The organism is Nocardioides sp. LS1 (genome assembly GCF_003865225.1).
Lineage (GTDB): Bacteria > Actinomycetota > Actinomycetes > Propionibacteriales > Nocardioidaceae > Nocardioides > Nocardioides ginsengisegetis.
The window spans coordinates 633028-658667 of the sequence record NZ_BIFF01000005.1; the positions used below are offsets into that span (position 1 = coordinate 633028).

General features: G+C 72.4%; 31 protein-coding genes. 17 read left to right on the plus strand and 14 right to left on the minus strand.

Going from position 1 to position 25640, the window contains the following annotated elements; all coding sequences use genetic code 11:
• Nucleotides 1-100 precede the first annotated feature (100 nt).
• Together EJF31_RS17245 and EJF31_RS17250 are read left to right on the plus strand one after the other, a co-directional pair.
• On the plus strand, nucleotides 101-499 hold the full coding sequence (locus EJF31_RS17245) for a hypothetical protein (RefSeq protein WP_125038358.1): 399 nt from the start codon (nucleotides 101-103) through the stop codon (nucleotides 497-499).
• Nucleotides 500-511: 12 nt separating this feature from the next.
• The gene (locus EJF31_RS17250; protein ID WP_125038359.1) at nucleotides 512-949 is read left to right on the plus strand and encodes a DUF3052 domain-containing protein; all 438 of its coding nucleotides are present in this window, start codon (nucleotides 512-514) and stop codon (nucleotides 947-949) included.
• A gap of 109 nt (nucleotides 950-1058) precedes the next feature.
• Here the strand turns inward: EJF31_RS17250 and EJF31_RS17255 are convergent, their stop codons facing one another.
• A complete protein-coding gene (locus EJF31_RS17255; RefSeq protein WP_125038360.1) occupies nucleotides 1059-1409 on the minus strand; it encodes a LysM peptidoglycan-binding domain-containing protein in 351 nt (116 codons plus the stop codon).
• Nucleotides 1410-1725: 316 nt separating this feature from the next.
• Here EJF31_RS17255 and EJF31_RS17260 point away from each other — a divergent pair, with 316 nt between their 5' ends.
• The gene (locus EJF31_RS17260; protein WP_125038361.1) at nucleotides 1726-2430 is read left to right on the plus strand and encodes a hypothetical protein; all 705 of its coding nucleotides are present in this window, start codon (nucleotides 1726-1728) and stop codon (nucleotides 2428-2430) included.
• A gap of 10 nt (nucleotides 2431-2440) precedes the next feature.
• Here EJF31_RS17260 and EJF31_RS17265 read toward each other — a convergent pair whose 3' ends face one another.
• Nucleotides 2441-3247 carry an SDR family oxidoreductase gene (locus EJF31_RS17265; RefSeq protein WP_185736331.1) on the minus strand — a complete coding sequence of 269 codons (807 nt, stop codon included), beginning with the start codon at nucleotides 3245-3247 and terminating at the stop codon, nucleotides 2441-2443.
• Between the two features lie 92 nt (nucleotides 3248-3339).
• On the opposite strand from EJF31_RS17265, the gene EJF31_RS17270 reads away from it, so the two are divergent.
• The 5 genes from EJF31_RS17270 (at nucleotide 3340) to EJF31_RS17290 (ending at nucleotide 8308) form a co-directional block, all read left to right on the plus strand.
• Entirely contained in the window at nucleotides 3340-4131 is a 792-nt protein-coding gene (locus EJF31_RS17270) for a GNAT family N-acetyltransferase (protein WP_125038363.1), read from the plus strand.
• 138 nt (nucleotides 4132-4269) lie between these two features.
• Nucleotides 4270-5022, plus strand: a complete 753-nt coding sequence (gene lexA / locus EJF31_RS17275) for a transcriptional repressor LexA (RefSeq protein ID WP_125038364.1) — start codon at nucleotides 4270-4272, stop codon at nucleotides 5020-5022.
• Nucleotides 5023-5150: 128 nt separating this feature from the next.
• Nucleotides 5151-5966, plus strand: coding sequence for a phosphatase PAP2 family protein (locus EJF31_RS17280; protein WP_125038365.1), 816 nt, complete (start codon nucleotides 5151-5153; stop codon nucleotides 5964-5966).
• A 91-nt stretch (nucleotides 5967-6057) separates the two neighbouring features.
• Nucleotides 6058-7803 carry an alkaline phosphatase gene (locus tag EJF31_RS17285; protein ID WP_260430924.1) on the plus strand — a complete coding sequence of 582 codons (1746 nt, stop codon included), beginning with the start codon at nucleotides 6058-6060 and terminating at the stop codon, nucleotides 7801-7803.
• An 82-nt stretch (nucleotides 7804-7885) separates the two neighbouring features.
• Complete coding sequence (locus tag EJF31_RS17290; RefSeq protein WP_125038366.1) at nucleotides 7886-8308, plus strand: hypothetical protein; 423 nt, start codon at nucleotides 7886-7888, stop codon at nucleotides 8306-8308.
• Here EJF31_RS17290 and EJF31_RS17295 read toward each other — a convergent pair.
• The 3 genes from EJF31_RS17295 to hflX all read right to left on the minus strand — a co-directional run bounded on the left by EJF31_RS17295 (nucleotide 8305) and on the right by hflX (nucleotide 12607).
• Nucleotides 8305-10281 carry an ATP-dependent DNA helicase gene (locus EJF31_RS17295; RefSeq protein ID WP_125038367.1) on the minus strand — a complete coding sequence of 659 codons (1977 nt, stop codon included), beginning with the start codon at nucleotides 10279-10281 and terminating at the stop codon, nucleotides 8305-8307. The two genes, EJF31_RS17290 and EJF31_RS17295, sit on opposite strands and share 4 nt — an antisense overlap.
• A gap of 59 nt (nucleotides 10282-10340) precedes the next feature.
• Nucleotides 10341-11042 (minus strand): SGNH/GDSL hydrolase family protein, encoded by a 702-nt coding sequence (locus EJF31_RS17300; protein WP_125038368.1) that lies wholly within the window; start codon nucleotides 11040-11042, stop codon nucleotides 10341-10343.
• A gap of 77 nt (nucleotides 11043-11119) precedes the next feature.
• Entirely contained in the window at nucleotides 11120-12607 is a 1488-nt protein-coding gene (hflX, locus tag EJF31_RS17305) for a GTPase HflX (RefSeq protein WP_125038369.1), read from the minus strand.
• Nucleotides 12608-12662: 55 nt separating this feature from the next.
• On the opposite strand from hflX, the gene EJF31_RS17310 reads away from it, so the two are divergent.
• Nucleotides 12663-13238, plus strand: a complete 576-nt coding sequence (locus EJF31_RS17310) for a nucleoside/nucleotide kinase family protein (protein WP_125038370.1) — start codon at nucleotides 12663-12665, stop codon at nucleotides 13236-13238.
• A gap of 5 nt (nucleotides 13239-13243) precedes the next feature.
• Here the strand turns inward: EJF31_RS17310 and EJF31_RS17315 are convergent, their stop codons facing one another.
• A complete protein-coding gene (locus tag EJF31_RS17315; RefSeq protein WP_125038371.1) occupies nucleotides 13244-14020 on the minus strand; it encodes an SDR family NAD(P)-dependent oxidoreductase in 777 nt (258 codons plus the stop codon).
• Nucleotides 14021-14095: 75 nt separating this feature from the next.
• Between EJF31_RS17315 and EJF31_RS17320 the strand changes: the two genes are divergently transcribed.
• Nucleotides 14096-14590 carry a hypothetical protein gene (locus EJF31_RS17320; protein ID WP_125038372.1) on the plus strand — a complete coding sequence of 165 codons (495 nt, stop codon included), beginning with the start codon at nucleotides 14096-14098 and terminating at the stop codon, nucleotides 14588-14590.
• Here the strand turns inward: EJF31_RS17320 and dapF are convergent.
• The 4 genes from dapF to miaA form a co-directional block, all read right to left on the minus strand.
• Entirely contained in the window at nucleotides 14544-15386 is an 843-nt protein-coding gene (dapF, locus tag EJF31_RS17325) for a diaminopimelate epimerase (RefSeq protein ID WP_125038373.1), read from the minus strand. The two genes, EJF31_RS17320 and dapF, sit on opposite strands and share 47 nt — an antisense overlap.
• Nucleotides 15383-16018, minus strand: coding sequence for an MSMEG_1061 family FMN-dependent PPOX-type flavoprotein (locus EJF31_RS17330; protein WP_221767625.1), 636 nt, complete (start codon nucleotides 16016-16018; stop codon nucleotides 15383-15385). The genes dapF and EJF31_RS17330 overlap by 4 nt, the downstream gene beginning before the upstream one ends.
• A gap of 83 nt (nucleotides 16019-16101) precedes the next feature.
• Nucleotides 16102-17952 carry a gamma-glutamyltransferase gene (gene ggt / locus EJF31_RS17335; protein WP_125038374.1) on the minus strand — a complete coding sequence of 617 codons (1851 nt, stop codon included), beginning with the start codon at nucleotides 17950-17952 and terminating at the stop codon, nucleotides 16102-16104.
• Nucleotides 17953-18026: 74 nt separating this feature from the next.
• On the minus strand, nucleotides 18027-18959 hold the full coding sequence (miaA, locus tag EJF31_RS17340) for a tRNA (adenosine(37)-N6)-dimethylallyltransferase MiaA (RefSeq protein WP_125038375.1): 933 nt from the start codon (nucleotides 18957-18959) through the stop codon (nucleotides 18027-18029).
• Between the two features lie 62 nt (nucleotides 18960-19021).
• On the opposite strand from miaA, the gene EJF31_RS17345 reads away from it, so the two are divergent.
• The 6 genes from EJF31_RS17345 to EJF31_RS17370 are packed head-to-tail and all read left to right on the plus strand — an operon-like array spanning nucleotide 19022 to nucleotide 20683.
• Nucleotides 19022-19222, plus strand: coding sequence for an antitoxin (locus tag EJF31_RS17345; RefSeq protein WP_125038376.1), 201 nt, complete (start codon nucleotides 19022-19024; stop codon nucleotides 19220-19222).
• A gap of 7 nt (nucleotides 19223-19229) precedes the next feature.
• The gene (locus EJF31_RS17350) at nucleotides 19230-19481 is read left to right on the plus strand and encodes a hypothetical protein (protein WP_125038377.1); all 252 of its coding nucleotides are present in this window, start codon (nucleotides 19230-19232) and stop codon (nucleotides 19479-19481) included.
• Nucleotides 19482-19493: 12 nt separating this feature from the next.
• Nucleotides 19494-19673 (plus strand): hypothetical protein, encoded by a 180-nt coding sequence (locus EJF31_RS17355; RefSeq protein WP_125038378.1) that lies wholly within the window; start codon nucleotides 19494-19496, stop codon nucleotides 19671-19673.
• A gap of 38 nt (nucleotides 19674-19711) precedes the next feature.
• Nucleotides 19712-20140, plus strand: a complete 429-nt coding sequence (locus tag EJF31_RS17360; RefSeq protein ID WP_260430925.1) for an NUDIX domain-containing protein — start codon at nucleotides 19712-19714, stop codon at nucleotides 20138-20140.
• Nucleotides 20137-20421 (plus strand): hypothetical protein, encoded by a 285-nt coding sequence (locus EJF31_RS17365; RefSeq protein WP_125038380.1) that lies wholly within the window; start codon nucleotides 20137-20139, stop codon nucleotides 20419-20421. Before EJF31_RS17360 ends, EJF31_RS17365 begins: the two co-directional genes overlap by 4 nt.
• 19 nt (nucleotides 20422-20440) lie before the next feature.
• The gene (locus EJF31_RS17370; protein WP_125038381.1) at nucleotides 20441-20683 is read left to right on the plus strand and encodes a hypothetical protein; all 243 of its coding nucleotides are present in this window, start codon (nucleotides 20441-20443) and stop codon (nucleotides 20681-20683) included.
• A 9-nt stretch (nucleotides 20684-20692) separates the two neighbouring features.
• On the opposite strand, the gene miaB is transcribed toward EJF31_RS17370, so the two are convergent.
• Complete coding sequence (gene miaB, locus EJF31_RS17375; RefSeq protein WP_125038382.1) at nucleotides 20693-22237, minus strand: tRNA (N6-isopentenyl adenosine(37)-C2)-methylthiotransferase MiaB; 1545 nt, start codon at nucleotides 22235-22237, stop codon at nucleotides 20693-20695.
• Nucleotides 22238-22319: 82 nt separating this feature from the next.
• Between miaB and EJF31_RS17380 the strand changes: the two genes are divergently transcribed.
• Nucleotides 22320-23855, plus strand: coding sequence for a CehA/McbA family metallohydrolase (locus tag EJF31_RS17380; protein WP_125038383.1), 1536 nt, complete (start codon nucleotides 22320-22322; stop codon nucleotides 23853-23855).
• Here EJF31_RS17380 and EJF31_RS17385 read toward each other — a convergent pair.
• From EJF31_RS17385 to EJF31_RS17395, 3 genes are read right to left on the minus strand one after another with little or no spacing between them, the layout of a single operon-like run.
• Entirely contained in the window at nucleotides 23845-24315 is a 471-nt protein-coding gene (locus tag EJF31_RS17385; RefSeq protein WP_125038384.1) for a hotdog fold domain-containing protein, read from the minus strand. The two genes, EJF31_RS17380 and EJF31_RS17385, sit on opposite strands and share 11 nt — an antisense overlap.
• A gap of 46 nt (nucleotides 24316-24361) precedes the next feature.
• A complete protein-coding gene (locus tag EJF31_RS17390; protein WP_125038385.1) occupies nucleotides 24362-24748 on the minus strand; it encodes a VOC family protein in 387 nt (128 codons plus the stop codon).
• Complete coding sequence (locus EJF31_RS17395; RefSeq protein WP_125038386.1) at nucleotides 24745-25566, minus strand: trans-aconitate 2-methyltransferase; 822 nt, start codon at nucleotides 25564-25566, stop codon at nucleotides 24745-24747. Before EJF31_RS17395 ends, EJF31_RS17390 begins: the two co-directional genes overlap by 4 nt.
• Between the last annotated feature and the right edge of the window lie 74 nt (nucleotides 25567-25640).

The following is a 25640-nucleotide window of genomic DNA, read 5'->3' on the forward strand; positions in this document are numbered from 1 at the left end:
CACCGCCGGAGCGCATCCTCCAACCGGCCCTTGACAGACGGTTGCGGGGAACTCGCGGGTCGACCGGTCTGGACTGCGCACGATCAGTCAGAATGGGTTGGTGGGGAGTCAGGGCAAGCGCGCGGGTTCACGGAGGGGTCCGAAGAAGAAGGCCCCATCCCGCGCACCCCTGCTCGGACTCGCGCTCGGCGTGACCCTGTCGGTCGTCGCCTGGGGCTACCTCGTGTACGCCGCCATCGACTTCGGTGCCTCGGCCCGGGGCGGCGAGCGCAACGCGTGGTACTTCCTCGGCCTCGCCTCGCTCGGCGCCGTCGCCTGCCTGTTCATGGGGCTGATGCTCGTCGCCAGACTGCTGCGCCGGCTCGGCATCACCAGCGGACCGCGGCCGCCACGCCCGTGGCAGATCGTCGAGGACGACGAGCCCGAGGCACCACTGGACGCGACCCAGGAGATCACGCCCATCGTGCGGCCGCCCGGCGGCCGGCGCGCGGCGCGCTGAGCCCTGCCTGACATGGCCGGCTACTCGGGCACGCCCCTGGTCCGCAAGCTCGGGATCAAGGAGGGGCAGGTGCTCTTCCTCGACGGCCTGCCCTCGTTGGTGTCCCCCGACGTCGCGGCGCTGGCCCAGCCGGGCACGGCCGCGAGCGTCGTACGCCGCCTGCCGGCCCGCGCCGACGTGACGCTGACCTTCCACACCGAGCTCGCCGCGCTGACCCGCCGGCTGCCGACACTCTTCGAGCGCACCAGCACGGCCGGGATGGTGTGGGTCTGCTGGCCCAAGAAGGCGGCCCAGCGCTCGGCCCGCAACCCCCACGGGCCGGTCTCGGACCTCGACGAGAACACGGTGCGCGGCCTCGGCCTCGAGCTCGGGTTCGTGGACGTGAAGGTCGCCGCGCTCGACGAGGTCTGGTCGGGGCTGAAGTTCGTGCGGCGGGTGGCGGACCGGTAGGTCCGGCGTGAGCCGGGGATGCAGCGAGGGCGGGACTCGATGAGTCCCGCCCTCGTCTTCCCCTGCTCCGTCAGCCGGGGTCGAGGCGGCTGACGAAAGTCTGTGTGCGTCAGTCGACGATCGGCACGCGCAGGCGCTGGCCGGCGGCGACGAGCGCGGAGTCGAGGGCGTTGAGGTCCTCGATCTGGGCGATCATGGCGCGGACGTCACCATCGGGGGCGAGGTCGGAGGCGATGTCCCAGAGGGTGTCGCCGGTGCCGACCATGACCACCCGGGTCGAGGTGGGGGCGCCGGGGTGCTCGGTGGCGGCGGAGCGGGCTCCGCCGAGCAGGGCACCGACGGTGAGCACGACGAGCAGCGCCGCCAGGAGCACCACGGTGCGGCCGCGGCGGGTCAGCCGGACCTCGCCGGAGCGGGGACGCGCCGGGGCGAACGTGGGGTTGATCGTCATGGTGCTCATCGGGACCTCCTGGGGAAGTGGCGGTCAGCCATCGGTGCCTGTCCGTCGAAGAGATGTCTATCGGCGGCCGCCGACAGTCCTGGTCGGGCTGTCTGGTCCACCGATTCGATCAAGCATTCGATCGAACACATGTGCGACGTTAGAGCAGGTGTTCGAACGAGCGCAAGAGGCGCGCCGAACATTTGTTCGAACGGGTACTAGGACCACGCGCCTCCCACCACCACCCCCGGATGGCTCGGACGGGGCATGCCCGAGCCCCGAGGCCGCGAGTAGAGAGGGAACGACCGCCAGCCCCCTCAACGACAAGGACCCCCGCATGTCGTCTTCACGCACCTCAGCCAGCCCAGCCCGCGGCCGCACGCTCCCCGTGCTGCTCGCGGCCCTCGTCCTGATCGGCGGAGCCAACGTCGCGGCGTACGCCGCCAACGGCCACCCGCTCCTGCTCGGTAGCAGCAACTCGGCCACCAGCCCGACCACCCTGAAGAACACCGGCAACGGACCGGCGCTCGTCCTCAAGAGCAAGGCCAACGCGCCCTCGCTGGCCGTGTCGTCGAAGAAGCGGGTCGCCCGCCTCAACGCCGACCAGGTCGACGGCTTCAACGCCTCCAACCTGCAGTCGCGGGTCTGGAACTACACCGTCCCCTCGACCAGCTCGTCGAGCTCCGCCAGCGTCGCGTTCCCGGGCCTGCCGGCGGGCCGCTACCTCATGAGCTACAGCCTCGTCCTCAACGCGAGCGGGCAGCCCATCTGCTTCAGCCGCGACGCGACGATGACCGCCCTGGGGCTGACCTACGCCGTGCAGAGCAGCGGCTTCTGGACCGCCAGCAACACGATGCTCGTCGACACGACCGCCGGGCCGATCACGCTGGACTGCATCGGGGCCGGCATGTCGCTCTACACGGTCTCCGGCGACGCGGCCTCCACCGTCGCGTTCAGCCGCGTCGACCGGGCCGACGCGGCGACCAGCGCGCGGCACGCACCCCCGGGCGCCCGGCACCAGGGACCGGCCACGCGCCGCTGAACCGACCCGCTCAGGCGCCGGCGGACTTCTTCAGGGCCCGCCGGCCCTGGGCGGCGAACAGGCTGATCCCGCGCGCACTGACCGACGGCGCCAGCGCCGAGGCCCGTACGACGCCCCCGCGCCAGCCGGGCACCGCCCGGATCACTCGGTGGCTGCCGACCAGCGCGACGGCCTCGTCGGCGACCTCGTCGACGGTGAGGATCCGGCCACCGGAGTGGACCAGGAGGTTGCCCAGCCCCCCGGGCGTCTGCGCGTCGAGCATCGCGGTCTTGACCCCGTCGGGGCAGATCGCGTGGACCCGCACGTTCTTGGGCGTCTCGGCGTCGCCCGACATGGTCAGCGAGACGATCGCGGCCTTCGTGGCGGCGTACAGGCTGTAGCCCGGGACCGGCCCGAGTCCCGCGAGCGAGGCGGTGTTGACAACGTCGCCGCCGGCCTCGCCGAACGCCTCGAGCGCGGCGCGCATCCCCCATACGACGCCCATCAGGTTGACGTCGACCAAGCGTCGTACGGCGTCGTCGGAGAGCTCCGACAGCGTGCCGTCGTCGCCGACGCCGGCGTTGTTGAACCACGCGGTCAGGACGCCGTGGCGGGCCGCCTCCGCGACCGCGGCCGCATGCCCGGCGGGGTCGCGCACGTCGTGGGCGATGCCGGCCGCGGCGCCGATCTCGGCGGCCGTGCGGGCCGCGCCCTCGCCGTCGACGTCGGTGACCACGACCCGGTGGCCGCGGGCGACCATCCGCTCCGCGATGCCGCGGCCGATCCCGCGGGCTCCGCCGGTGACGACACAGCTGGTGTGGACAGGCGGTGCAGACATGGGCGAGGAAGGCTGGGCGGCAGGCATGCCGGGAGTCAACCAGATCCGCGAATTCGCCGATCCCGATGTCCCACCCGGCGTACGGTGCCCCGGTGACCCCCGTGCTTGCTGATCCGCGGGTGGCTCCGGTCGAGGACAACCTCATGGAGTTCCTGCGGGTGACGGCCTCCAACCCTTCCTTCGGGACCGAGGGTGCCGCCGACCTCCACACCTGGCACACCACCGTGCCGCACCCCGTCTTCAACGGCATCGCCGGCGCGCGCTTCGCACCCGGCGAGGAGCTGCGCCGCACCCGCGAGGTGCTGGCGGCGTACGTCGGCCGCGGACTCCCCTTCCTGTGGTGGGGCTCCCCCTCCACGATGACGGCCGAGATCGCCGACGTGCTCGTCGCCGCCGGCATGCTGCGCGACGAGACGCCCGGCATGCACCGCGTCCTCGACGGGCCGGTGCCGATGGCGCCGCCCGGACCCGGCGTCCGGATCCACGTCGTGGGCCCGGAGTGCCACGCGGCCACCGCGCGGGTGATGACCGAGGGCTTCGGCTTCCCGGCCGAGCTGGCCGGCCCGATCGTGGAGATGATGGCGCCCTTCGACGCGGCACATCTCCTCACCGTGCTCGCCACGGTCGACGGCCAGCCCGTCGCCTGCGGCACCGCCTGGCTCACCGGCCGCACCGCCGGCCTCTACAACATCACCACGCTCGAGGCCGCGCGCGGCCGCGGGATCGGGTACGCCGTCACCGCGACGCTGCTCGAGATGGCACGTGACCGGGGCTGCACCGAGGCGATCCTGCACGCCACCGAGATGGGCCGGCCGGTCTACGAGCGGCTGGGCTTCGAGGAGGTCTGCCGGATGCCGATGTTCGTGTGGGTGCCCCAGCTCTGACCGCGTCGTGGCGCCCCTCTCCGGCGCGACACGCTGTTCGAACAGATGTTTGAACAGGCGGGCCGACATGGCTACGGTGGGAACACCGGCCCGGGGTGCGTCCCCCGGGCGCACCGCCGTACACCGGAAGGCACCGCCATGGCCACGAAGAAGACGGGCGACGACTCCCCCACCAAGCCTGCCCGGGGTCGAGTCGCCGAGCTGCCCGACGGTCCCCCGGACGCCCACGGCCTGACCCCGCGGCAGCAGCGGGTCCTGGCCCACATCAAGGAAGCCATCGAGAAGCGCGGCTACCCGCCCAGCATGCGCGAGATCGGCGAGGCGGTCGGGCTCACCAGCTCCTCCAGCGTGGCCCACCAGCTCAAGGTGCTCGAGGAGAAGGGCTTCCTCAAGCGCGACCCCAACCGGCCGCGCGCGCTCGAGGTGTTCCTGCCCGAGGTGATGAAGGCACGGCGCTCGATCTCCTCGGCCGACGAGTCGACGTACGACGAGACCGGCGTTGGCGACGCCATGCCCGCAGCCTCCTACGTGCCGATGGTCGGCCGGATCGCCGCCGGCGGTCCGATCCTGGCCGAGGAGCGGGTCGAGGCGCTCTTCCCGCTGCCCCAGGAGCTGGTCGGCGACGGCACCCTCTTCATGCTCGAGGTCGTCGGTGACTCGATGATCGACGCGGCCATCTGCAGCGGCGACTACGTCGTGATCCGCCAGCAGCCGACCGCCAGCAACGGCGAGATCGTGGCCGCGATGATCGACGGCGAGGCCACCGTCAAGACCTTCCAGCGCAAGGACGGCAAGGTCTGGCTGCTGCCCCACAACGACGCCTACGAGCCCATCGACGGCACCCACGCGACGATCCTCGGCAAGGTCACCGCGATCCTGCGTCGGGTCTGATCGGAGGCATGATCGGGGTCCGGTAGCCTTCGGACCGGAAATCCTCACGAACCCCCGAGATAAATCCCGGGAACATTTCGGGGTGATTCCGTATTTTGTTACATGTGGGAACGACTGAGGGTGGGGGTATGTCTGTGACTGCCCTGCGCCGACGCCACCCGCAGATCGTGCGGGGCGTGCTCGAGATCGTCCTCATCCTGGCCCTCTGGGTGGGCTACAGCCTGTCCCGGCTCGTCGCCGACACCGCGATGGGGCCGGCCATGCACCGAGCCCACGAGCTGCTCCGCTTCGAGACCGTGCTCGGCATCCACTGGGAGGTGCCGCTCAACGAGCTGTTCACCAACCACCAGGTGATCGGACTGCTCGGCTCCTACTGGTACGCATCCCTCCACTACGTCGTCACCGCCGCGGTGCTGCTCTGGCTCTACCGGCTCGGCACCCGTGTCTATGCCCCGGCCCGCCGGGCGCTGGTGATCGGCACCCTCCTCGGGCTCGCGGCCTACCTGGTGATGCCGACGGCACCGCCGCGCTTCATCACGGGCTACGTCGACGTCCTCTCCCTGCACGCCTCCGACGGCTGGTGGGCCTCCGACGCCTCCGCGCCGCGCGGGCTCGGCGGGCTGACCAACGAGCTGGCCGCCTTCCCGTCGCTGCACGCCGGCTGGGCCCTGTGGGTCGCCATCTCGCTGCAGCGCCACGCCCGCCACCGGTGGGTCCGCGCCCTCGGCTGGACCTACGCCGTCGGCACCGGCGTCGTCATCATCGGCACCGGCAACCACTGGGTCATCGACGTGCTGGTGGGCTACCTCGTCATCGCCGCCGGCTGGGCCGCTGCCGAGTGGGCGCCGCGGATCCCCGTCCTCCTCTCCGCGCCCGCCGCCCGGCCGATGCCGGCCGCCGCGGCTCCGTTGCCCACCCCGGCCGCCCGCGGCCGTCGCGACTGACACGCGCCACCCCGGGGTGACCTGCGGGTGAACGGACGGTGCTCACACCGTCGATCCGGAACACGCCCGGCGCTGGCTCGTTGGGCCTCTCGTGAGCTCTCCCCGTGACATTGCTTCTGCCCAGCCCCTGACCTCCCGCCCCGTCGGTCGACGTACGGTCCTGGCCACCGGCACCGTCGGGGCCGTCGGCGTGGCCGCGGTCTCCTCGCCGCTGGCGACGGCCGCCCCGGCAGTAGCCGCGTCACGGGCCGCGGGCGACGGCACGGTGTTCGCGCACGGCGTCGCCTCGGGCGACCCGCTGCCCGACGGGGTCGTGCTGTGGACCCGGGTGACGCCGACCGCGGCGAGCACCCCCGGCTCCGGCGCGGGCCCGAAGGTCACGGTCCGCTGGGAGGTGGCGCGCGACGCAGGCTTCCGCGACGTCGTACGCCGTGGCCGCTTCGAGACCGGCCCGAGCCGCGACCACACCGTCAAGGTCGACGTGCGCGGCCTGCGGCCCGCCACGGCCTACCACTACCGCTTCCACCTCGGCGACGCCACGAGCCGGGTCGGCCGCACCCGCACCGCTCCCGCCCACGACGCGACGCCGGACCACCTGCGCTTCGGCGTCGTCTCGTGCGCCAACCTGCAGGCCGGCTGGTTCAGCGCCTACCGCGGGCTCGCGGCGCGCGACGACCTGGACGCGGTGGTGCACCTGGGCGACTACCTCTACGAGTACGGCCCCGGCGAGTACGGCTACGGCCAGTCGGACGAGGACATCCGCACGCACGAGCCCGCGCACGAGATGCTCTCGCTGGCCGACTACCGGCAGCGGCACGCGCAGTACAAGCGCGACCGCGACCTGCAGGACGCGCACGCGAAGTTCGCCTGGATCGTGACCTGGGACGACCACGAGGTCGCCGACAACCAGTGGAAGAACGGCGCGGTCAACCACAACCCCGGCGAGGGCGACTACAAGGCGCGTCGGGCGCGGGCGCACCGGGCGTACGACGAGTGGATGCCCGCGCGGCTCGACGGCACCGCCGCGCTGGGGGACGGCGACCGGCTCTACCGGCGGCTGCGCTTCGGCACGCTGGCCGAGCTGAGCCTGCTCGACCTGCGCACCCACCGCGACCAGCAGGTCGAGACCACCCCCACCCCGGTGCCCAACCCCGACCCGGCGGTCAACGACCCGGCCCGGACGATCACCGGCAACCGGCAGATGCAGTGGCTCAAGGACTCCCTGTCCGGCGACCGGCCGCAGTGGAAGATCATCGGCAACCCGGTGATGATCGCGCCGGTCAACTTCGGGGCCCTTCCCGACCCGATGGTCGACGCGGTGCACCAGGTCACGGGCGAGCCGGCCGCGTCCGACGGGACGCCGTACAACACCGACCAGTGGGACGGCTACACCGCCGACCGCCGGGAGGTCTTCGACCACATCCGCACCCACCAGGTGAAGGACGCGCTCTTCATCACCGGCGACATCCACTCCGGGTGGGCCGCGGAGCTGCCGTACGACGCCTCGACCTACCCCGTCGGCGACTCGGCCGGCGTGGAGTTCGTGTGCACGTCGGTCACGGCCAACAACCTCAAGGACATCACCGGCACGCCGGCCCACACCACCAGCGACGGCGTGGCCGAGACGATCAAGGCCAACAACCGGCACGTGAAGTACCTCAACTGGGACGACCACGGCTTCTCCGTGCTCGACGTGACCGCCCAGCGCGCGCAGATGGACTGGTACGTCATCGGGGACCGCAAGGACCGCAACGCCCCGATCACGTGGTCGGTGTCATGGAGGACCGACACCGGCACCGGCCGCGTGACGGAGGCCACCAAGCCGGTGGGCTTTTAGCCCGGGCCGGAACGGGCACTCTCGGTGTTGACCCCCTCGCGCGGCGCCGCGCAGGGGGCGCATCCCCCACCGAGAGAAGACCATGAGCATCAACGCACACGCCTACAGCGACCCCCACCCAGCCCCTGGCGACGTCCCGGACAGCTCACCGGCGGCGGCTCGACTGCTGGAGATGACCGCCCGGGAGACCGACCAGTGGCGATCCGAGGCCAGGAGCGAGGCCGCCACGATCGTGGCGGGCGCCCGAGATGAGGCGGCCGAGCTCGTGCGAGCTGCGCGCGAGGAAGCCGAGGCCCTGGTGGCGTCGGCCCGCAAGGAAGCCGCGCAGACGCTGCGCGACGCCCGCGCCGAGGCATCCCGGGTGCAGAAGGAGACGACCGCGTCCCGTGAGCGCCACGAGGGGGTCATCGCGGACCTCCAGCAGGCGGCCACGGAGCACCGGGAGAAGCTGCGGGAGCACCTCACCGACATGCTCGACCGGGTCGACTCCGCCCCGGTGGACTAGTTGCCGGCGAGGCGGGTGAGCGCCTTGCGGACCACGGCCGGGTCGGTGGTGGTCCACATCGGCGGCAGGCTCGCCTTGAGGAAGCCGCCGTAACGGGCGGTGGCGAGGCGCGGGTCGAGCACGGCCACGACCCCGCGGTCGGTGGTGGTGCGGATCAGGCGCCCGGCGCCCTGCGCCATCAGCAGGGCGGCGTGGGTGGCGGCGACCTGCATGAAGCCGTTGCCTCCGGCCTTGTCGGCCGCGCGCTGGCGCGCGCTCATCAGTGGGTCGTCGGGCCGCGGGAACGGGATCCGGTCGATCAGCACCAGCTGGCAGGTGTCGCCCGGGACGTCGAGGCCCTGCCAGAGGCTCAGGGTGCCGAAGAGGCAGGTGTGCGGGTCGGCGACGAACTGCTTGGCGAGCTCGGGCAGCTGGGCGTCACCCTGGGCCAACGTGGTCAGGTGGGGCAGCCGCTCGCGGACGGCCTCGGCCGCGGCCTCGGCCGCGCGCCGGCTCGAGAACAGGCCGAGCGTGCGCCCGTCGGCGGCGTCGACGAGGTCGACGATCTCGTCGAGCTGGGCCTTGACGAGCCCGTCGCGGCCCGGCGGCGGCAGGTGGCGGGCGACGTACAGGATCGCCTGCTGGCCGTAGTCGAAGGGTGAGCCCACGTCGAGCCCGCGCCACGGCAGGGCGTCGCCGCCCGAGGAGACGGCCCCGGACTCCACGACCCGCTCGGAGGGCTTGAGACCGACGCTGGTGGCGACCGAGGAGAAGTCACCGCCGAGCATCAGGGTGGCGCTGGTGAAGACGACGGTCTTGTCGCTGAGGAGCTTGTCGCGCATCTGCCCCCACACCTGGAGCGGCGCCACGCAGAGCCGCGGCGGGATCCGGTCGCCTCCCTCGGAGAGCCACAGCACGTCGGCGTCGGAGCCCGCGGCCATCCGCTCGGCGTTGACGAAGACCTCCTGGACCAGGCCCTTGGCCTGGGTGCGGCCGGCGTCCACCTCGCTCTCGGAGGTCTCCTTGGGGAAGGCCGAGAGGCAGGCCCGCGCCGCGTCACGCACCAGCACGAGGGCGTCCTTGAGCTGGTCGGGGACGACCTCGAAGCGGCCCGGGCTGGCCGCGGAGATGGCGTCGGCGAGCGCGTCGCCGGCGTCGGCGAGGTCGTCGGCCTGGCTGCCCTCGACCCAGCGCTGGCTGCGGCGGGAGGCACGGTCGACGTCGTTGCTGGCCAGCTCGTCGGTGGCCGCCTGGGTGACCCGCTGGACCAGCTCGTGGGCCTCGTCGATGACGACGGTGTCGTAGTCGGGGATCATCGGCACCCCCTCGATCGCGTCGATCGCGAGCAGGGAGTGGTTGGTGATGATCAGCTGGGAGCGCTGGGCCTGCTCGCGGGCGCGCTCGACGAAGCACTCCTGGCCGAAGGGGCACTTGGTGGCGCCGAGGCAGTCGCGGTGGCCGACGCTGACCTGGCGCCACTCGCGGTCGGTGTGGCGGGGCGCGGCGTCACGCTCGCCGGTGCCCTTGTCCTGGGCCTGCTTCTCCGCCCAGGTGCGCAGCTCGAGGACCTTCTTGGCCATCGACCCCTCGGGCACGTCGACGAGGGTGCCCTGGTCGTCGGGCACGCCCTCGCGGATGCGGTGCAGGCAGGCGTAGTTGGAGCGACCCTTGAGCACGGCATAGCTGGTGTCGACGCCGTCGACCCCGCCGATCGCCTCGACCAGCCGCGGGATGTCGCGCTCGACGAGCTGGTGCTGGAGGGCGAGCGTCGCGGTGGCGACCACGACCCGCTTGTCGTGGAGCAGGCTCGGCACGAGGTAGCCGAGCGACTTGCCGGTGCCGGTGCCGGCCTGCACCAGCAGGTGGCGGCCGTCGGTCATCGCGTCGGCGACGGCCTCGGCCATCTCGACCTGGCCCGCGCGCTCCTGCCCGCCGAGGGCAGACACCGCCGTCGCGAGGAGGTCGCGGACGGGGCTGGTGGTCGCTTCGGGCACCCCAGAACCCTAGCCGCGACCGGGGACATCCCTGTGGTCGCCGTACACAGGCACCGGGCTCAGCCGGCCAGCTGCGCGGCGACGAAGTCGCCGAACGTCCGGTGACCGGTCGGCGTGAGGTGCAGCCGGTCGTCGAGGTAGGGCAGCCGGAGGCCGGAGGTGCGGACGTAGGGCACGTCGTAGTCGGCGCAGAGCTCGGCGAGCAGCGCGTCGACACGGGGTACGCCGGCCGCGCGCGACGGGGCCGCCACCGGCCCGACCACGACGACCCGATAGCCGTCCAGCTCGGCCATCAGCCGGGCGAAGCCGGCCGTGATCGAGGACGCGGGCTGGTCGACGTCGTTGAGGCCGCCCTCGACGACGACCAGGTCGGCGCCGCCGCGGAGCGCGGCCGGGGCGCGGTCGGCGAAGGAGACCCGGCCGCAGGGACTCGCGTGCTCGGAGAAGCCCGAGCCCGAGAAGCCCGCGACGTGGACCTGGCCGGGCAGCCGCGACGGCCACGACCCCACGACCGAGGAGAGGCCCAGGCCCGCGGAGTAGGAGTCGCCGATCACGACGACCCGCTCACCGGCGCCCGTGACGGCCTGCGCGCGGGCGACCGAGCCGGCGGCATACCGCTCGCAGCGGGAGGCGTCCGCGCCCCGCGCCAGCCCCGAGAGGTGGAACGACAGGGTCGCCACCACCAGCACCACGAACAGCCCACCGACGACCAGCCCGCGCCGCGTCGCGACGAGTGCACCCATCATTCCCCCCAGACCCACGCACCGATGTTCAGCGACAAGACGGTGGTCCGTCGGGGTAATGACGCAGATTTACCCAGCCCGTGGCGGTTTCGTGATCAGGCGCCCGCGACGGCGTACGCCGCGAGCTCACCCGCGAGGTCGTCGTTGGCCCGGCCGCGGACGACGGTGCCGTCGGCGGTGTGCTCCATCGAGTCGATCTCGCCCTGCTGGTGAAGCCGGTTGATCAGGTCACCGCGCTCGTAGGGCAGCAGCGCGTGGAACTCCACGCCCGGCCGCGGCAGGTCGGCCTCGATGACCTCGAGTGCCTCGCGGATGCCCTCGCCGGTCTTGGCCGAGACCACCAGCGAGTGCGGCTCGCGCTGCCGCAGCCGCGCCAGCACCATCGGGTCGGCCGCGTCGGCCTTGTTGATGATGACCAGCTCGGGGACCTTGGTCGCGTCGATCTCGGCGAGCACCTCGCGCACCGCGGCCAGCTGGCCCTCGGGGTCGGGGTGGGATCCGTCGACGACGTGCAGGATCAGGTCGGCGTCGGCGACCTCCTCCAGCGTCGAGCGGAACGCCTCGATCAGCTGGTGCGGCAGGTGCCGGACGAAGCCGACCGTGTCGCTCATCGTGTAGACCCGGCCGTCGGAGGTCGTCGTACGCCGCGTGGTGGGGTCCAGGGTCGCGAACAGGGAGTCCTCGACCAGCACCCCGGCGTTGGTCAGCCGGTTGAGCAGCGAGGACTTGCCGGCGTTGGTGTAGCCAGCGATCGCGACGGCGGGGATGTGGTTGCGGCGGCGCTCGGCGCGCTTGGTGTCGCGGGTGCCACGCATCGCGGTCAGCTCGCGGCGGAGCTTGGCGATCTTGGTGTTGATCCGGCGCCGGTCGGTCTCGATCTTGGTCTCACCGGGACCACGGCCACCGATGCCGGCACCGCCGGCGACCCGGCCACCGGCCTGGCGGGAGAGGTTGCCACCCCAGCCGCGCAGCCGCTGCTTCATGTAGTTGAGCTGGGCGAGCTCGACCTGGGCCTGGCCCTCCCGCGACTTCGCGTGCTGGGCGAAGATGTCGAGGATCAGCGCGGTCCGGTCGACGACCTTGACCTTGAGCCGGTCCTCGAGGTTCCTCAGCTGGCTGGGCGCGAGCTCGCCGTCGCAGACGACGGTGTCGGCGCCGGTGGCCTGCACGATCTCGCGGATCCCGTCGACCTTGCCGCGGCCGACGTACGTCGCGGGGTCCGGGGTCTGGCGGCGCTGGTAGATCGCCTCCAGCACCTCCGAGCCGGCCGTCTCGGCGAGCAGCGCGAGCTCGGCCATGGAGTTCTCGGCGTCCTCGACCGAGCCCTCGGTCCACACGCCGACGAGGACCACGCGCTCCAGGCGGAGCTGGCGGTACTCGACCTCGGTGATGTCCTCGAGCTCGGTGCGGAGGCTGGCGACGCGGCGCAGGGCGTGGCGCTCGGCCAGCTCCATCGCGCCGACGGTGGGTTCGTCCTCCTCGGGATCCGGCTCGTCTGCGTATCCGGACTCGAACTCGTCGGAGTCCCAGTCGTCGGTCTCGTCGAGCTCGGCGTCGAGGTTGAAGTCAGATGCGTTCGTCATGTAGGGACCAGCGTAGGTCGCCGCGACACGCCGCGCGAACCCTTAACGTTCAGCCATGACCCTGCCGGCCGTTCCGTCGGGCATTCGACTGCTCGGAATCACGGGCGCGCCGGGGGCCGGCAAGACCACGCTGGCCGCTGCGCTGGGCCTCCCGGTCGTGCCGATGGACGGCTTCCACTACGCCGACGCCGAGCTGGTCCGGCGCGGGCTGCTGGACCGCAAGGGCGCCCCGGAGACCTTCGACGCGGAGGGGTACGCCGCGTTGCTGCGGCGCGTCCGGACCGGCGAGCCGGCCGTCGTGGCGCCGATGTTCGAGCGCGACCTCGAGCAGCCGATCGCCGGGGCGATCCCGGTCCCGGCGACCGGGACCGTGGTGACCGAGGGCAACTACCTGCTGCTCGACGAGCCGCGGTGGCGGGCGGTGCGCGCGGAGATCGACGTCGTGTGGCACGTCGAGGTCGACGAGGCGGTGCGGCTCGAGCGACTCGTCGCCCGGCACGTCGCGTTCGGCAAGACCCCCGCCGAGGCGCAGGCGTGGGTCGAGCGGGTCGACCAGGCCAACGCCGCGCTCGTGCAGGCCGCGCGCGACCGGGCCGACCTCGTCATCGACCTCACCACCTGGACCCCCTGACGGGGTTACTTCGGGGGCATCCGGATGCCGCCGTCGACACGGACGACCTCGCCGTTCATGTAGGGGTTGGTCAGGCACTCGATGACCATGCTGGCCAGCTCGGCCGGCTGCCCGAGGCGCTTGGGGAACAGCACGCTCTCCCCGAGCTTGGCCTTGAACGCCTCGGCGTCGGGGCCCTCGCCGTAGATCGGGGTGTCGATCAGACCGGGCGCCACCGTGTTGAGCCGGATGCCCGAGGCCGACAGGTCGCGGGCGACCGGGAGGGTCATGCCGACGATGCCGCCCTTGGAGGAGGAGTACGCCGCCTGGCCGATCTGGCCGTCGAAGGCCGCGACGCTCGCGAGGTTGACGATCGCACCGCGGCAGCCGTCGGCGTCCGGCTCGTTGCGGCTCATGGCGGTCGCGGCGATGCGGACCATGTCGAAGGTGCCGATCAGGTTGATCTCGATGACCTTCTTGTAGAGGTCGAGGTCGTGCGCCGACCCGAACTGGCCGTCGCGACCGATCGTGCGCGCGGCCCAGCCGACCCCGGCGGAGTTGACGACGGCCCGCAGCGGCGCGATCTCGGCGGCGGCGTTGACCGCGGCCTCGATCTGCTCGGTGCTGGTGACGTCGACCTGGGCGAACACGCCCCCGATCTCCTGGGCGAGGGCCTCGCCCTTCTCGGTCTGCACGTCGGCGACCACGACGACGGCGCCCAGGGCGGCGAGCTGGCGGGCGGCGGCGGCACCGATGCCCGACGCGGCGCCCGTGACGATGGCGGAAGAACCCTTGATGTCCATGCCCGGGAGCATAGGGAACGGCTGAGTAGCGCGGCCCATGGTGGTCCGGGCAGCGGCTCGGGCACCCTGCTGCGCATGGCCCGCGACGAGACCGCCCTCCACGACGGCACCCACGGCGGCACCCACGTCCTCACCCAGGTCGGCCTGGGGATCAGCATCGTCCTCACCTCGCTGACCGGGGTGATCTGCTGGTGGGGCTACACGCAGTTCTACTTCGAGCCCGGCTCGGTGTCGCCGGCCGACTACCAGGGGGCGCTGACCACCGAGCTCGTCACCGCGGCGATCCTGCTGGCCGGCACCCTCGCCGTACGCCACTTCCGCGGGCAGCCGTGGCTCCACGTCCTCACGGGCTTCGGGATCCTGCTCCAGCTGGCCCTCGCCGCCGGCGAGCTGGACGGCGCGACGACACCGGTCGACCCGGACGACATCAGCCCCGACACCTACTCGTTCGTGCTCTCGCTCCAGCCGCCGTTCCTGATCCCCACCAGCTGGCCGCTGCTGGCGCTGGTGCTGGCCGCGCTGATCAGAGTGCTGTGGTCCCGGACGCGACGACCACGGCCGGACCGGTGAGCAGCACCCGGTCGTCGGCGGTCCACGTGATCCGCAGCGTCCCGCCGGGCACGTCGACCCGGTAGGTCAGGTCCTCGGCCGGCGGACCGCTCACCCCGTCGGCGAGCGCCGTCGCCACCATCACCGCGCAGGCGCCGGTGCCGCAGGACCGGGTCTCGCCGGACCCGCGCTCGTGCACGCGCATCGCGACGTGCCGCTCCCCGGCCCGCACCACGAACTCGACGTTGACGCCCTCGGGGTAGGTCGAGGCGTCGTACGACGGCTCGTCGAGCAGCGGGCCGACCGGCCCGTGCGGGTCGAGGGAGTCGACGAACGCGACGGCGTGCGGGTTGCCCATGTCGACGTGGCGCGCCGGCCATCGGGCGTCCCCCACCGACACGGCTGTCTCGCCGAGCACCTTCGGGCGGCCCATGTCGGCGGTGACCAGGTCGCCCTCGACCCGCAGCACCTTGATGCCGTCGCGGGTCGCGACCGGGATCGGGGCGGAGCCGTCGGCCAGGCCCTCGTCGACGAGGTGGCGGGCGAAGACCCGGATGCCGTTGCCGCACATCTCCGAGACCGACCCGTCGGAGTTGCGGTAGTCCATGAACCACTCCGCGTCCTGGCCGCGACCGGCATCGCCCATGGCCGCGGTGCGGATCACCCGCAGCACGCCGTCGCCGCCGATCCCCGCGCGGCGGTCGCACAGCGCGCGGACGCGGGCGGGGTCGAGGTGGCCGTGGACGGAGCCGTCGTGGTCGGGCAGCAGCACGAAGTCGTTCTCGGTGCCGTGGCCCTTGAGGTAGGGGTAGGTCATCGGTAGACCCCCTTGGCGTAGGACGGGCCGTAGTAGGCGTCCAGCTCCTCGATGCTCGTGTCGGGGCGGTCCAGCTCGTGGGCCAGGACGGCGCGCCGCGGCACGGTGGCCGTCGGGGCCCAGGTCTCCGGGTCCCACAGTCCCGAGCGCAGGAAGGCCTTCTGGCAGTGGTGGAAGACCTCGTCGATCTCGACCAGGAGGGCCAGGACCGGCCGGTGGCCCTTGACGACCATCGCGTCGAAGAACGGCGCGTCGGAGACCAGCCGGGCGCGGCCGTTGATCCGCAGGGTGTCGCCGCGGCCGGGGATGAGGAAGTTCAGGCCGACGTGGGGGTTCACCAGGACGTTGCGGTAGCCGTCGGCCCGCCGGTTGCCGGGCCGCTCGGCCAGCGCGATGGTCCGCTCGTCGATGACGTGCACGAGCTGACCGGCGGGGTCGCCCTTGGGCGAGGCGTCGCACTCGCCGGAGGCCGATGCGGTCGCGACGACGCAGAACGGCGAGGCCGCCAGCCAGTCGCGGTCGCGGTCGACGAGCGCGGACCGCACCTTGCCGCGCACCGCCGCGGTCGGCTCACCGAGGAGAGCGGTGAGCTCGGCCTCGGTGGTGATCTCGGTCAGCGGTTCGATGGTCACGGGAAGACGGTACGCCGTGTGGTGAAGGTCCCCGGGGCCACCGGGGGGGCAACCTGACACGTGGCCCCGGGGACATTGGGGGGTCAGTCCGCAGGGCGGACGACCTCCGCGTCGCCACCACCACGCCGCTGGGGCTCGGCCACGACGGTCACCACACCGTCCGGTCCGAACTCGATGGCGGTGGCGGCGCCGATCTCGGCCGCGCTGGTGAACGCGTCACCGGCGGGCTGGAGCTGGTGGCCGTAGGCCTCCAGGAGCGGGCCGTAGGCGTCGATGAAGGCCGGCTCGGCCGTGACCTTGGCCGTGTTGCGCTGGGCGGCCCGCGGTGCCGCGATCGCCTCGGGCAGCGACATCCCGCGGTCGATCCGGTTGAACAGCATCTGCAGGACCGTCGTGATGATCGTCGAGCCGCCGGGCGACCCGAGCGCGAGGAACGGCTTGCCGTCCTTGAGCACGATCGTGGGCGACATCGACGAGCGCGGCCGCTTGCCGGGCTCGATCCTGTTGGGGTCGTCGGCGGCCCAGACGGTGGAGAAGTCGGTGAGCTCGTTGTTGAGCAGGAAGCCGCGACCCGGCACCACCATGCCCGAGCCGCCGGTCTGCTCGATCGTGAGCGTGTAGTCCACGACGTTGCCCCACCGGTCGGCGACGGTCAGGTTGGTGGTCGAGATGTTCTCGGTGTCGGTGTCGCGCTGGGCGGTCGCGGGCGAGCCACCGCACTCCCCGTCGTACGACGTCACGTCGCCGGGCGCCGTCGGCTTGGCCATCGCGTGGTCGGGGTCGATCGCGCAGGCCCGCTCGGCGGCGTAGGTGTCGCTGAGCAGGTCGGAGAGCGGGACGTCGACCGAGGCCGGGTCGCCGACGTAGCGGCCGCGGTCGGCGAAGGCCAGCGCGCTCGCCTCGAGGTAGTGGTGCAGGGCGTCGCCGTCGTCCATGGCGCCCAGGTCGTAGCCCTCGAGGATGTTGAGCGCCTCGCCCACGGTGGAGCCGCCGCTCGAGGACGGGGCCATGCCGTAGACGTCGTAGCCGCGGTAGCCGACCTTCGTGGGCGCCTGGTCCTTGGCGCGGTAGCCGCCGAGGTCGGCGGTGGTCATCGATCCGGGCGGCACCGGCAGTGTCGTGTCGGCGGTCTTCGGCGGGTGCTGGACGGTGTCGGCGATCCTCGCGGCCAGCGGCCCGGAGTAGAAGGCGCGGGGGCCGCGGGCGCCGATCAGGTCGTAGGTGTCCGCGAGGTCGGGGTTGCGGAAGCGGGTGCCGACGGCGGGGGCGGCACCGCCGGGCAGGAAGAGCTTGCGCGTGGAGGTGAACGCGTCGAACCGCTTCTGGTTGTCGACGGTCTGGTCGTGGAAGGTCTGGTCGACCACGAAGCCCTTGCGCGCCAGCGCGGACGCGGGGGCCAGGGCGGTCCTGAGGGAGTCGGTGCCCCAGCGGTCCAGGGCGCGCTGCCAGGTCGCGAGCGTGCCCGGCACGCCGACCGCGACGCCGCTGGTGACCAGCTCGGGCGTGAAGCGGTAGGGCTGGCCGGTCGCGGGGTCGATGAACGCGTCGTGGGTGATGCCGGCCGGCGCCGTCTCGCGGCCGTCGATCGTCTCGACGCGGCCGGTGCCGGCGTCGTAGTGGACGAAGTAGCCGCCACCGCCGATCCCGGCGCTGTAGGGCTCGGTGACGCCGAGGGCCGCCGCGGTCGCGACCGCGGCGTCGGTGGCGTTGCCGCCCGCCTCGAGCACCGCCAGCCCGATCCGCGAGGCGTCCGCGTCGACGGACGTCACGGCACCGCCGTACCCGCGCTGGGTGGCGGTCTTGGGCGTCGGCGTCAGGCCCGTGGCTCCCGCGGTGGGGGTGGTCTCGGCCGAGGACCGGGGCGCCGTGAGGACGGCTCCACCGACCGAGGTGGCCACGGCCAGGGCAGCGACGGCTGCGGTCGTACGACGCATGCGTTCCTCCCGAGAACGGTGCTGCGGACGGTCTTCACCCTGCACGTCCGGGGCCCCGATGTCGAGGGATCTCTTTACTTTGTTTGGCGCCCCGGTACGGCGGCGAGCGCGTCCCTCACCCGGTCGGGTGAGGCGTGGTCGACCCAGACGATGCGCGGGTCCTTGCGGAACCACGAGTCCTGCCGGCGGGCGAACCGGCGGGTGGCCACGACCGTCTGCTCGCGGGCCCGGTCGAGGGTCAGCTCGCCCGCGAGGTGGGCCATCACCTCGCGGTAGCCGATCGCGCGGCTCGCGGTCCGGCCCTCCGCGAGGCCCTCGTCGAGCAGCCGCTCGACCTCGGCCACGAACCCGTCCTCGAACATCTGCGCCACCCGCTGCTCGATCCGCGCGTCGAGCGTGGGGCGGTCGATGTCGACGCCGAGCTGGAGGGTGCAGGGGTCGGCGTACTCGAGGGTGGGGAGGGAGGCCGAGTAGGGGCGCCCGGTGAGCCGGATGACCTCGAGCGCACGGACCACGCGACGGCCGTTGCCGGGGATGATCCGGTCGGCGGCCTCGGGGTCGAGCTCACGGAGCCTCCGGTGGAGGGCACCGCTGCCGACCTCCTCCAGCTCGGCCTCGAGCTCGGCGCGGACCGCCTCGTCGGTGCCGGGGAACTCGAAGCGGTCGAGGATGGCGCGGGTGTAGAGCGCGGAGCCGCCGACCAGGACGGGGACCGTGCCGTTTCCGCGCAATTGCTGGATCGCGGACCGCGCCCATCCCTGGAACTCCGCCACGGTGGCGGTGTCACGGACGGTCAGGGTGTCGAGGAGGTGGTGCGGGATGCCGCGCCGCTCGGCGACGGGGAGCTTGGCGGTGCCGATGTCCATGCCGCGGTAGACCTGCATCGCGTCGGTGTTGACGACCTCCCCGCCGAGCGCCTCCGCGAGGTCCAGCGAGAGGCCGGTCTTGCCGGAGGCCGTGGCTCCCACCACGGCGACCACGGGCACGCTGGGGGGCTCGGGCGGCATGTCGTTAGTGTGTCAAACAGCGGTCCCCCGTCCTCGGGGGCCACCGACGAAGGGAGCGCACCATGGGATTCCTGGACGACGCGAAGGACAAGCTGGCCGACGCCGTCGACAAGCACGGCGACAAGGTTGCCGACGGGATCGACAAGGCGGCCGAGCTCCTGGACGACAAGACCGGCGGCAAGCACGCCGACAAGATCGCCGAGGGCGCGGTCAAGGCCAAGGACGCGCTCGACAAGCTCGACGGCAAGAACGACGACCTGTGAGGACGACATGAGCCAGAAGCAGAACCACGAGGACCTCGACGCCCCGACCCCGCCCGGCGGCCCCCAGCGCACCGACGCGCCCGACGGGACCGAGACCCCCGGCCGGACGACGGTCGGCACGCCGTCGGCGCCCTCCTCGAGCGGTTCGGCGCCCGACGACGAGCTGCCCCCGCCCGTGGACCGCAAGCAGCAGACCGAAGAGCGGCGGGACCTCCAGGAGGAGAACGCCGAGACCTCCCTGGACCAGCCCTCCCAGTAGTCAGGAGATGCGATGACCGACGGACCAGCCGAGGACGAGCTCGCCGAGGAGCTCGCGGCCGCCGACGAGCCGCAGGCCGAGGAGTACGAGCCCGACGCGGACGTGCACTCCGACGAGACCGGCACCGCCTACGACGTCACCGGCGAGGCGGAGACCACCCCGCACGACGACGAGCCGGAGGACGAGTCCTGAGCACGCACGACCGCTTCACCGTCGTCCCCGCCTCCTACGTGTTCCTGCTCCGCGACGGCGTCACCGGCCCGGAGGTGCTGCTGCAGCTGCGGCAGAACACCGGCTACATGGACGACCACTGGGCCGCGGCCGCGGCCGGTCACGTGGAGGCCGGCGAGACGGCGTACGACGCCGCGCACCGCGAGGCGAGCGAGGAGATCGAGGTCTTGGACCTCGACCTCGCCTTCGTGACCGCCATGCAGCGCACCCGGCACGCCGACGCCATCGACGAGCGGATCGACTTCTTCTTCACCGCGCGCACCTGGACCGGTGAGCCGCGGATCGTGGAGCCGGACAAGTGCGCCGAGCTCCGCTGGTGTCCCCTGGACGCCTTGCCCGACCCCGTCGTCCCCCACGAGCTGCAGGTGCTGACCGCGCTGCGCGGCGGGACGACGACGCCCTACTCGACGTTCGGATTCGACGCGTGAGCGATTCCATGGAGGAGCAGCAGATGACCGACCTCGGCCCCAAGCCCGAGCCCCAGATCGAGCCCGGCGAGCCCAACCCGGGCGGTGTCGACGCCATCGACGGCGGCGACCACCACGACCTCAAGCCGGAGATCCCCAACCTGCCGACGGAGAAGAACCCCGCCGTCGACGACGTGGCCACCGAGGACGTCAAGGACCAGATGAAGGACAGCGAGGACACCTCGACCCGGGCGACCGAGGACGGCGAAGAGGTCCCGCCGGAGGACGAGTCGCCGGCCTGAGATCGGGTACGGGCCGCTCATGAGCGACCCGAAACAGGTGGACGAGACCGAACGTCCCGACGGCATGGGCGTCAGCAGCGAGCGCCTCGGCCGCACCGGCCCCGGACAGTACGACACGTCCGGTCTCCGTGACACCCGGGCCAAGGACCCCCGCGTCGAGGAGCCCGAAGGGCCGCCCGAGCAGAGCCCCGGCAACCCCGAGGACAACCCCCAGGGGCTGGCGCCGAAGGCGGGCTACCCCTCGGTCGACCCGCGGTCCTGACGGTGTTGGTCAGCGACAGGCGGGCGCGTCCGGCAGCGGTGCCGGTACGCCGATCGCCGGCATGCCGAGCGTGACGCCGGTGCCCCCGGTGGTCGAGCCTGCCGAGACCCGCCGCTCCCAGGCATCGCCGGAGCGGGTCCGGCGTACGGCCTGGACGGGACCGTCTGCGACGAGGTGGTGCGGCGCGGCGTAGGTGATCGTCACGGTGACCATGTCGCCGGGGCGCACGCCCACGGCGGTCGAGCCTCCATCGGTGGTCGAGCCTGCCGAGACCTCGACGGCGGAGAAGTCCGCCTCGAAGTGCACGAGCCGGTTGTCCGGGCCGCGGCCCGACAGCCGGTGGGTCGCGGCGTCCTTGCGGCCCTCGCCCTCGGAGACCATCAGCTCGACCTGCCGGCCGACGAGCTTCTTCCCCTCGTCCCACGCGATCTCGTTGACGACCTCGACGAGCCGCTCGTAGCGGTCCTTGACCACGTCGGGCGTGATCTGGTCCGGGAGCGTGGCGGCGGGGGTGCCGGGACGCTTGGAGTACTGGAACGTGAACGCCCCCGCGAACCGGGCCGCCCGCACGACGTCCAGGGTCGCGAGGAAGTCCTCCTCGGTCTCGCCGGGGAAGCCGACGATGATGTCGGTGGTGATCGCGGCCTCGGGCATCGCGGCGCGGACGCGCTCGATGATGCCGAGGAACTTGCTCTGCCGGTAGGACCGGCGCATGTCCTTGAGGACCTTGTCCGAGCCGGACTGCAGCGGCATGTGCAGTTGCGGCATCACGTTGGGGGTCTCGGCCATCGCCTCGATGACGTCGTCGGTGAACTCCGCCGGGTGCGGGGAGGTGAACCGGACCCGCTCGAGCCCATCGACCTCGCCGCACGCGCGCAGCAGCTTGGAGAAGGCCTGCCGGTCGCCGAACTCCACGCCGTAGGCGTTGACGTTCTGGCCCAGCAGGGTGATCTCCGAGACGCCCTCGGCGACCAGCGCCTCGATCTCGGCCAGGATCTCGCCGGGGCGGCGGTCCTTCTCCTTGCCGCGCAGGCTGGGGACGATGCAGAACGTGCACGTGTTGTTGCAGCCCACCGAGATCGACACCCAGGCCGCGTAGGCCGAGTCGCGCTTGGTCGGCAGGGTCGACGGGAAGACCTCGAGCGACTCGAGAATCTCGACCTGCGCCTCCTCCTGCACGCGCGCCCGCTCCAGCAGCACCGGCAGCGAGCCGATGTTGTGGGTGCCGAACACGACGTCGACGTACGGCGCCTTCTGCGTGATCGTCGAGCGGTCCTTCTGCGCCAGGCAGCCGCCGACGGCGATCTGCATGCCCGGGTTGGCGGCCTTGACCGGCGCGAGGTGGGAGAGGTTGCCGTAGAGCTTGTTGTCGGCGTTCTCGCGGACCGCGCAGGTGTTGAACACGACCACGTCGGCCTGCTGGTCGGCCGCCGCCGCGACGTACCCCGCGTCCTCCAGCAGCCCGGTCAGGCGCTCGGAGTCGTGGACGTTCATCTGGCACCCGTAGGTCTTGACCTCGTAGGTGCGGGGGGCGGTGTCGGGCGTGGCAGTCATAACCGGTCAAGGGTACGGCGGCGCACGGGGCCCGCGGGAATCGTGCACGGTCCGCGCCCCGGGAGGGCATATTGGCCCCACCATGTGCGACCACCACTGCTCCTCCACGGGCCACGGCCCCCATCTCGACCGCCGCGCCCTCCTCGCCGCCGGCGCGGGCGTCGTCACCACCGCGGCCCTGCTCGAGTTCGAACCGGCGAGCGCGGGCACGACGAAGACCAAGGTCTTCCGCGGCGAGTTCACCGACGCCAACACCCCGGACTGGCACTACCTGCCGTTCTCGGTGCCGGCCGGGGTCAACGCGATCGAGGTCTCGTACACGTTCTCCCCCACCGACACCGGCGTGGGCTTCAGCTACAACGTGGTCGACATCGGGATCTTCGACCCGTCCGGGCACGACCTGGGCGACAGCGCGGGCTTCCGCGGCTGGTCGGGCGGCGCGCGGCGGAAGTTCTGGATCAGCCGGTCCGGCGCCACCCCCGGCTACGTCCCTGGCCCGATCACGGTCGGGGTCTGGAACATCCTGCTCGGCCCCTACACGATCATCCCGCCGGGGACGCCGTACGAGGTCCGCGTGACGCTGCACTTCGGCCCGCAGGGCCCGGCGTTCGTGCCGCACCCGCCCCCGCGGCGGGTGAAGGGCACCGGACCGGGCTGGTACCGCGGCGACCTGCACCTCCACACGATCCACTCCGACGGCAAGCGCACGCTGCCCGAGATGATCACCGCCGCCCGCAAGGCGGGCCTGGACTTCATCAACTCCAGCGAGCACAACACGATCTCGGCGCACCTGGCCTGGGGGAAGTACGTCCCCGACGACTTCCTCGTCATGACCGGCGAGGAGGTCACCACCCGCAACGGGCACTGGCTGGCCGTCGGGCTGCCGGCCGGGTCGTGGATCGACTGGCGCTACCGGGCCGCGGACGGCGAGTTCCCGACGTACGCCGCGCGCGTGCGCGAGCTGGGCGGGCTCGCGATCGTCGCGCACCCCTTCAACCCCGTGCCGAGCATCAAGTGGGACTTCGGGCTCGACTTCGCCGACCTGGACGCGATCGAGGTCTGGAACGGGCCGTGGACCGGCGACGACCAGACCTGCGTCGAGCACTGGCACGACCTGCTCGTGTCCGGTCGCTACCTGCCGGTCGTCGGCAACTCCGACTCGCACACGCCCGAGCAGACCGTCGGGCTGTCGCAGACCGTCGTCCGGGCCACGTCGCTGTCGAGCGGCGCGATCATCACCGCGCTGCGCGGCGGGCACGCGTGGATCGCGGAGTCCTCCAAGGTGCACCTGACGTTCACCGCCACCCTCGGCGACCGGGTCGCGGAGTGCGGTGACGGGGTGGGGGCCACGCCGACCGACGTGGTCGACGTACGCCTGGTGGTCAAGGGCGTGCCCGGCGCGCTGGCGCAGGTCCGCGGGCCCGAGGGCGTGCTGGCGGGCGGGGTCGCCGACTCCGCGGGCCGCGCTGTCGTGACGGTGCAGGTGCCGGGGTCGACGCCGTTCGTGCGGGCGGAGGTGCGCCGAACCGACGACGTGGTCGTCAGCCCGGTCGACGACTTCCCGGGCGCGCCGATGGTGGCGCTGACCAACCCGGTGTTCGTGGCGGCTACTTCCTAGGCGTCTTGGGGGTCACCCAGAGCTTGATGACGCCCTCGATCACGACCTCGCCGTCCTCGCGGATCCCCTTCACCCGCACCGGGAGGTCCGGGTTGTCGGAGGTCCACTGCTCGGGGTCGGTCTCGGCGATGCAGGTGATGTCGCTGGTCGCCTTGGCGGTGTAGCTGATGTCCATGCCCTTGGGGATCCAGCGCTTGTCCGCCGGGATCGTCACCTCGGCGAGCGCACCCATCGCGGCCTCGAGGCCGTTGCACAGCGCGATCGCGTGCACGGTCTTGATGTGGTTGTGCACGGCCCGGCGCTTGGGGATGACCAGCTCGGCGTAGTTGGGCCGGATCTCCTGGAAGCGGGGGTGGATGGTGGCGAAGTACGGCGCCTTCTGCGAGAACAGCAGCGAGAAGATGCGCTTGCCCTGGGGCAGTGCGGTGGTCTTGTTCCACAACGTGAGGACCTGGCTCATGGGCCGCATGCTACCGGCCGGTAACCTCTGCGCGCTGTGACACCACTCACCGCTCGCGCGGGGTGAGCACCTCGACCCGGTTGCCGTGGCCGTCGAAGACGTGGAAGCGCTCGTGGCCCGGGAACGAGTCGGCCTGGCTCCGGTCGGGCGCGAACCCGAGCTCGTCCAGCCGCGCCAGCACCGCGTCGTACTGCTCACGGTCGAGCACGAACGCCGGGTGCGCCTTGCGGGCGGGGGCGAACGGGTCCTCGACGCCGACGTGGACCTCGGCGGTGACGGCCTCGCCGTCGAACGCGCGGAACCACGCGCCGCCCCGCCGCGCCAGGTCGGCGGGCTTGGCGACCTCGGTCATGCCCAGGCCCTCGCCGTAGAAGCGGCGTGCGTCGTCCTCGCCGCCGGGCGGGCAGGCGACCTGGACGTGATGGAGCCTCATCGCTCGGTGGTCGCGCTTGAGCGCTCGGTGGTCGAGCTTGCCGAGACCCGCGCGACCACGAAGATGCGGCGGAACGGCATCACGACACTGTGCTCGCGCGGCGGGTAGGCCTCCCGCAGCCGCCTCTTGAACTCCGCCTCGAATCCGGGTCGCAGGTCGTCGGGCAGCGCCTGCAGCGTCGGCCGGGCGCCGGTGCCGGAGACCCAGGTGAAGACCGGGTCCTCGCCGGTCAGGACGTGGAGGTACGTCGTCTCCCACGCGTCGACCTCGCAGCCGAGCGCGGTCAGGGCCTCGAGGTAGGTCACGGGGTCGTGGCTGTCGGGGACGGCGACGCCGGCGGTGTGGGCGGCGTAGGGCTGCTCCGCGGCCAGGTCGCGCCGGATGGTGTGGCTCGGCTCGTCGAAGTTGCCGGGCACCTGGAAGGCGAACCAGCCGCCGGGACGCACCCGCGCGACCAGTCGCGGCAGCAGCTCCAGGTGGTCGGGCAGCCACTGGAGGGTGGCGTTGGAGACGAGCACGTCGACGCGGTCGTGGGTCGAGCCTGCCGAGACCCATTCGCGCAGGTCGCCGACGGCGTAGTCGACCCGGCCATCGGCCTCCCGGGCTGCGGCGATCATCTCGGGGCTGGAGTCGAGGCCACTCACGGCCGCGCCGGGCCACCGGTCGGCGAGGAGCGAGGTGAGGTTGCCCGGGCCGCAGCCCAGGTCGACGACCGTGGCCGGGTCGTCGGCGCCGATCCGGCTGACCAGCTCGACGAAGGGGCGGCCGCGCTCGTCGGCGTAGGTGAGGTAGCGGTCCGGGTCCCAGGTGTGTGCCATGGCTTGTCCCCTTCGGCGATCGAGCCTGTTCGGTGATCGAGTCTGTTCGGTGATCGAGCCTTGCCGAGATCTCT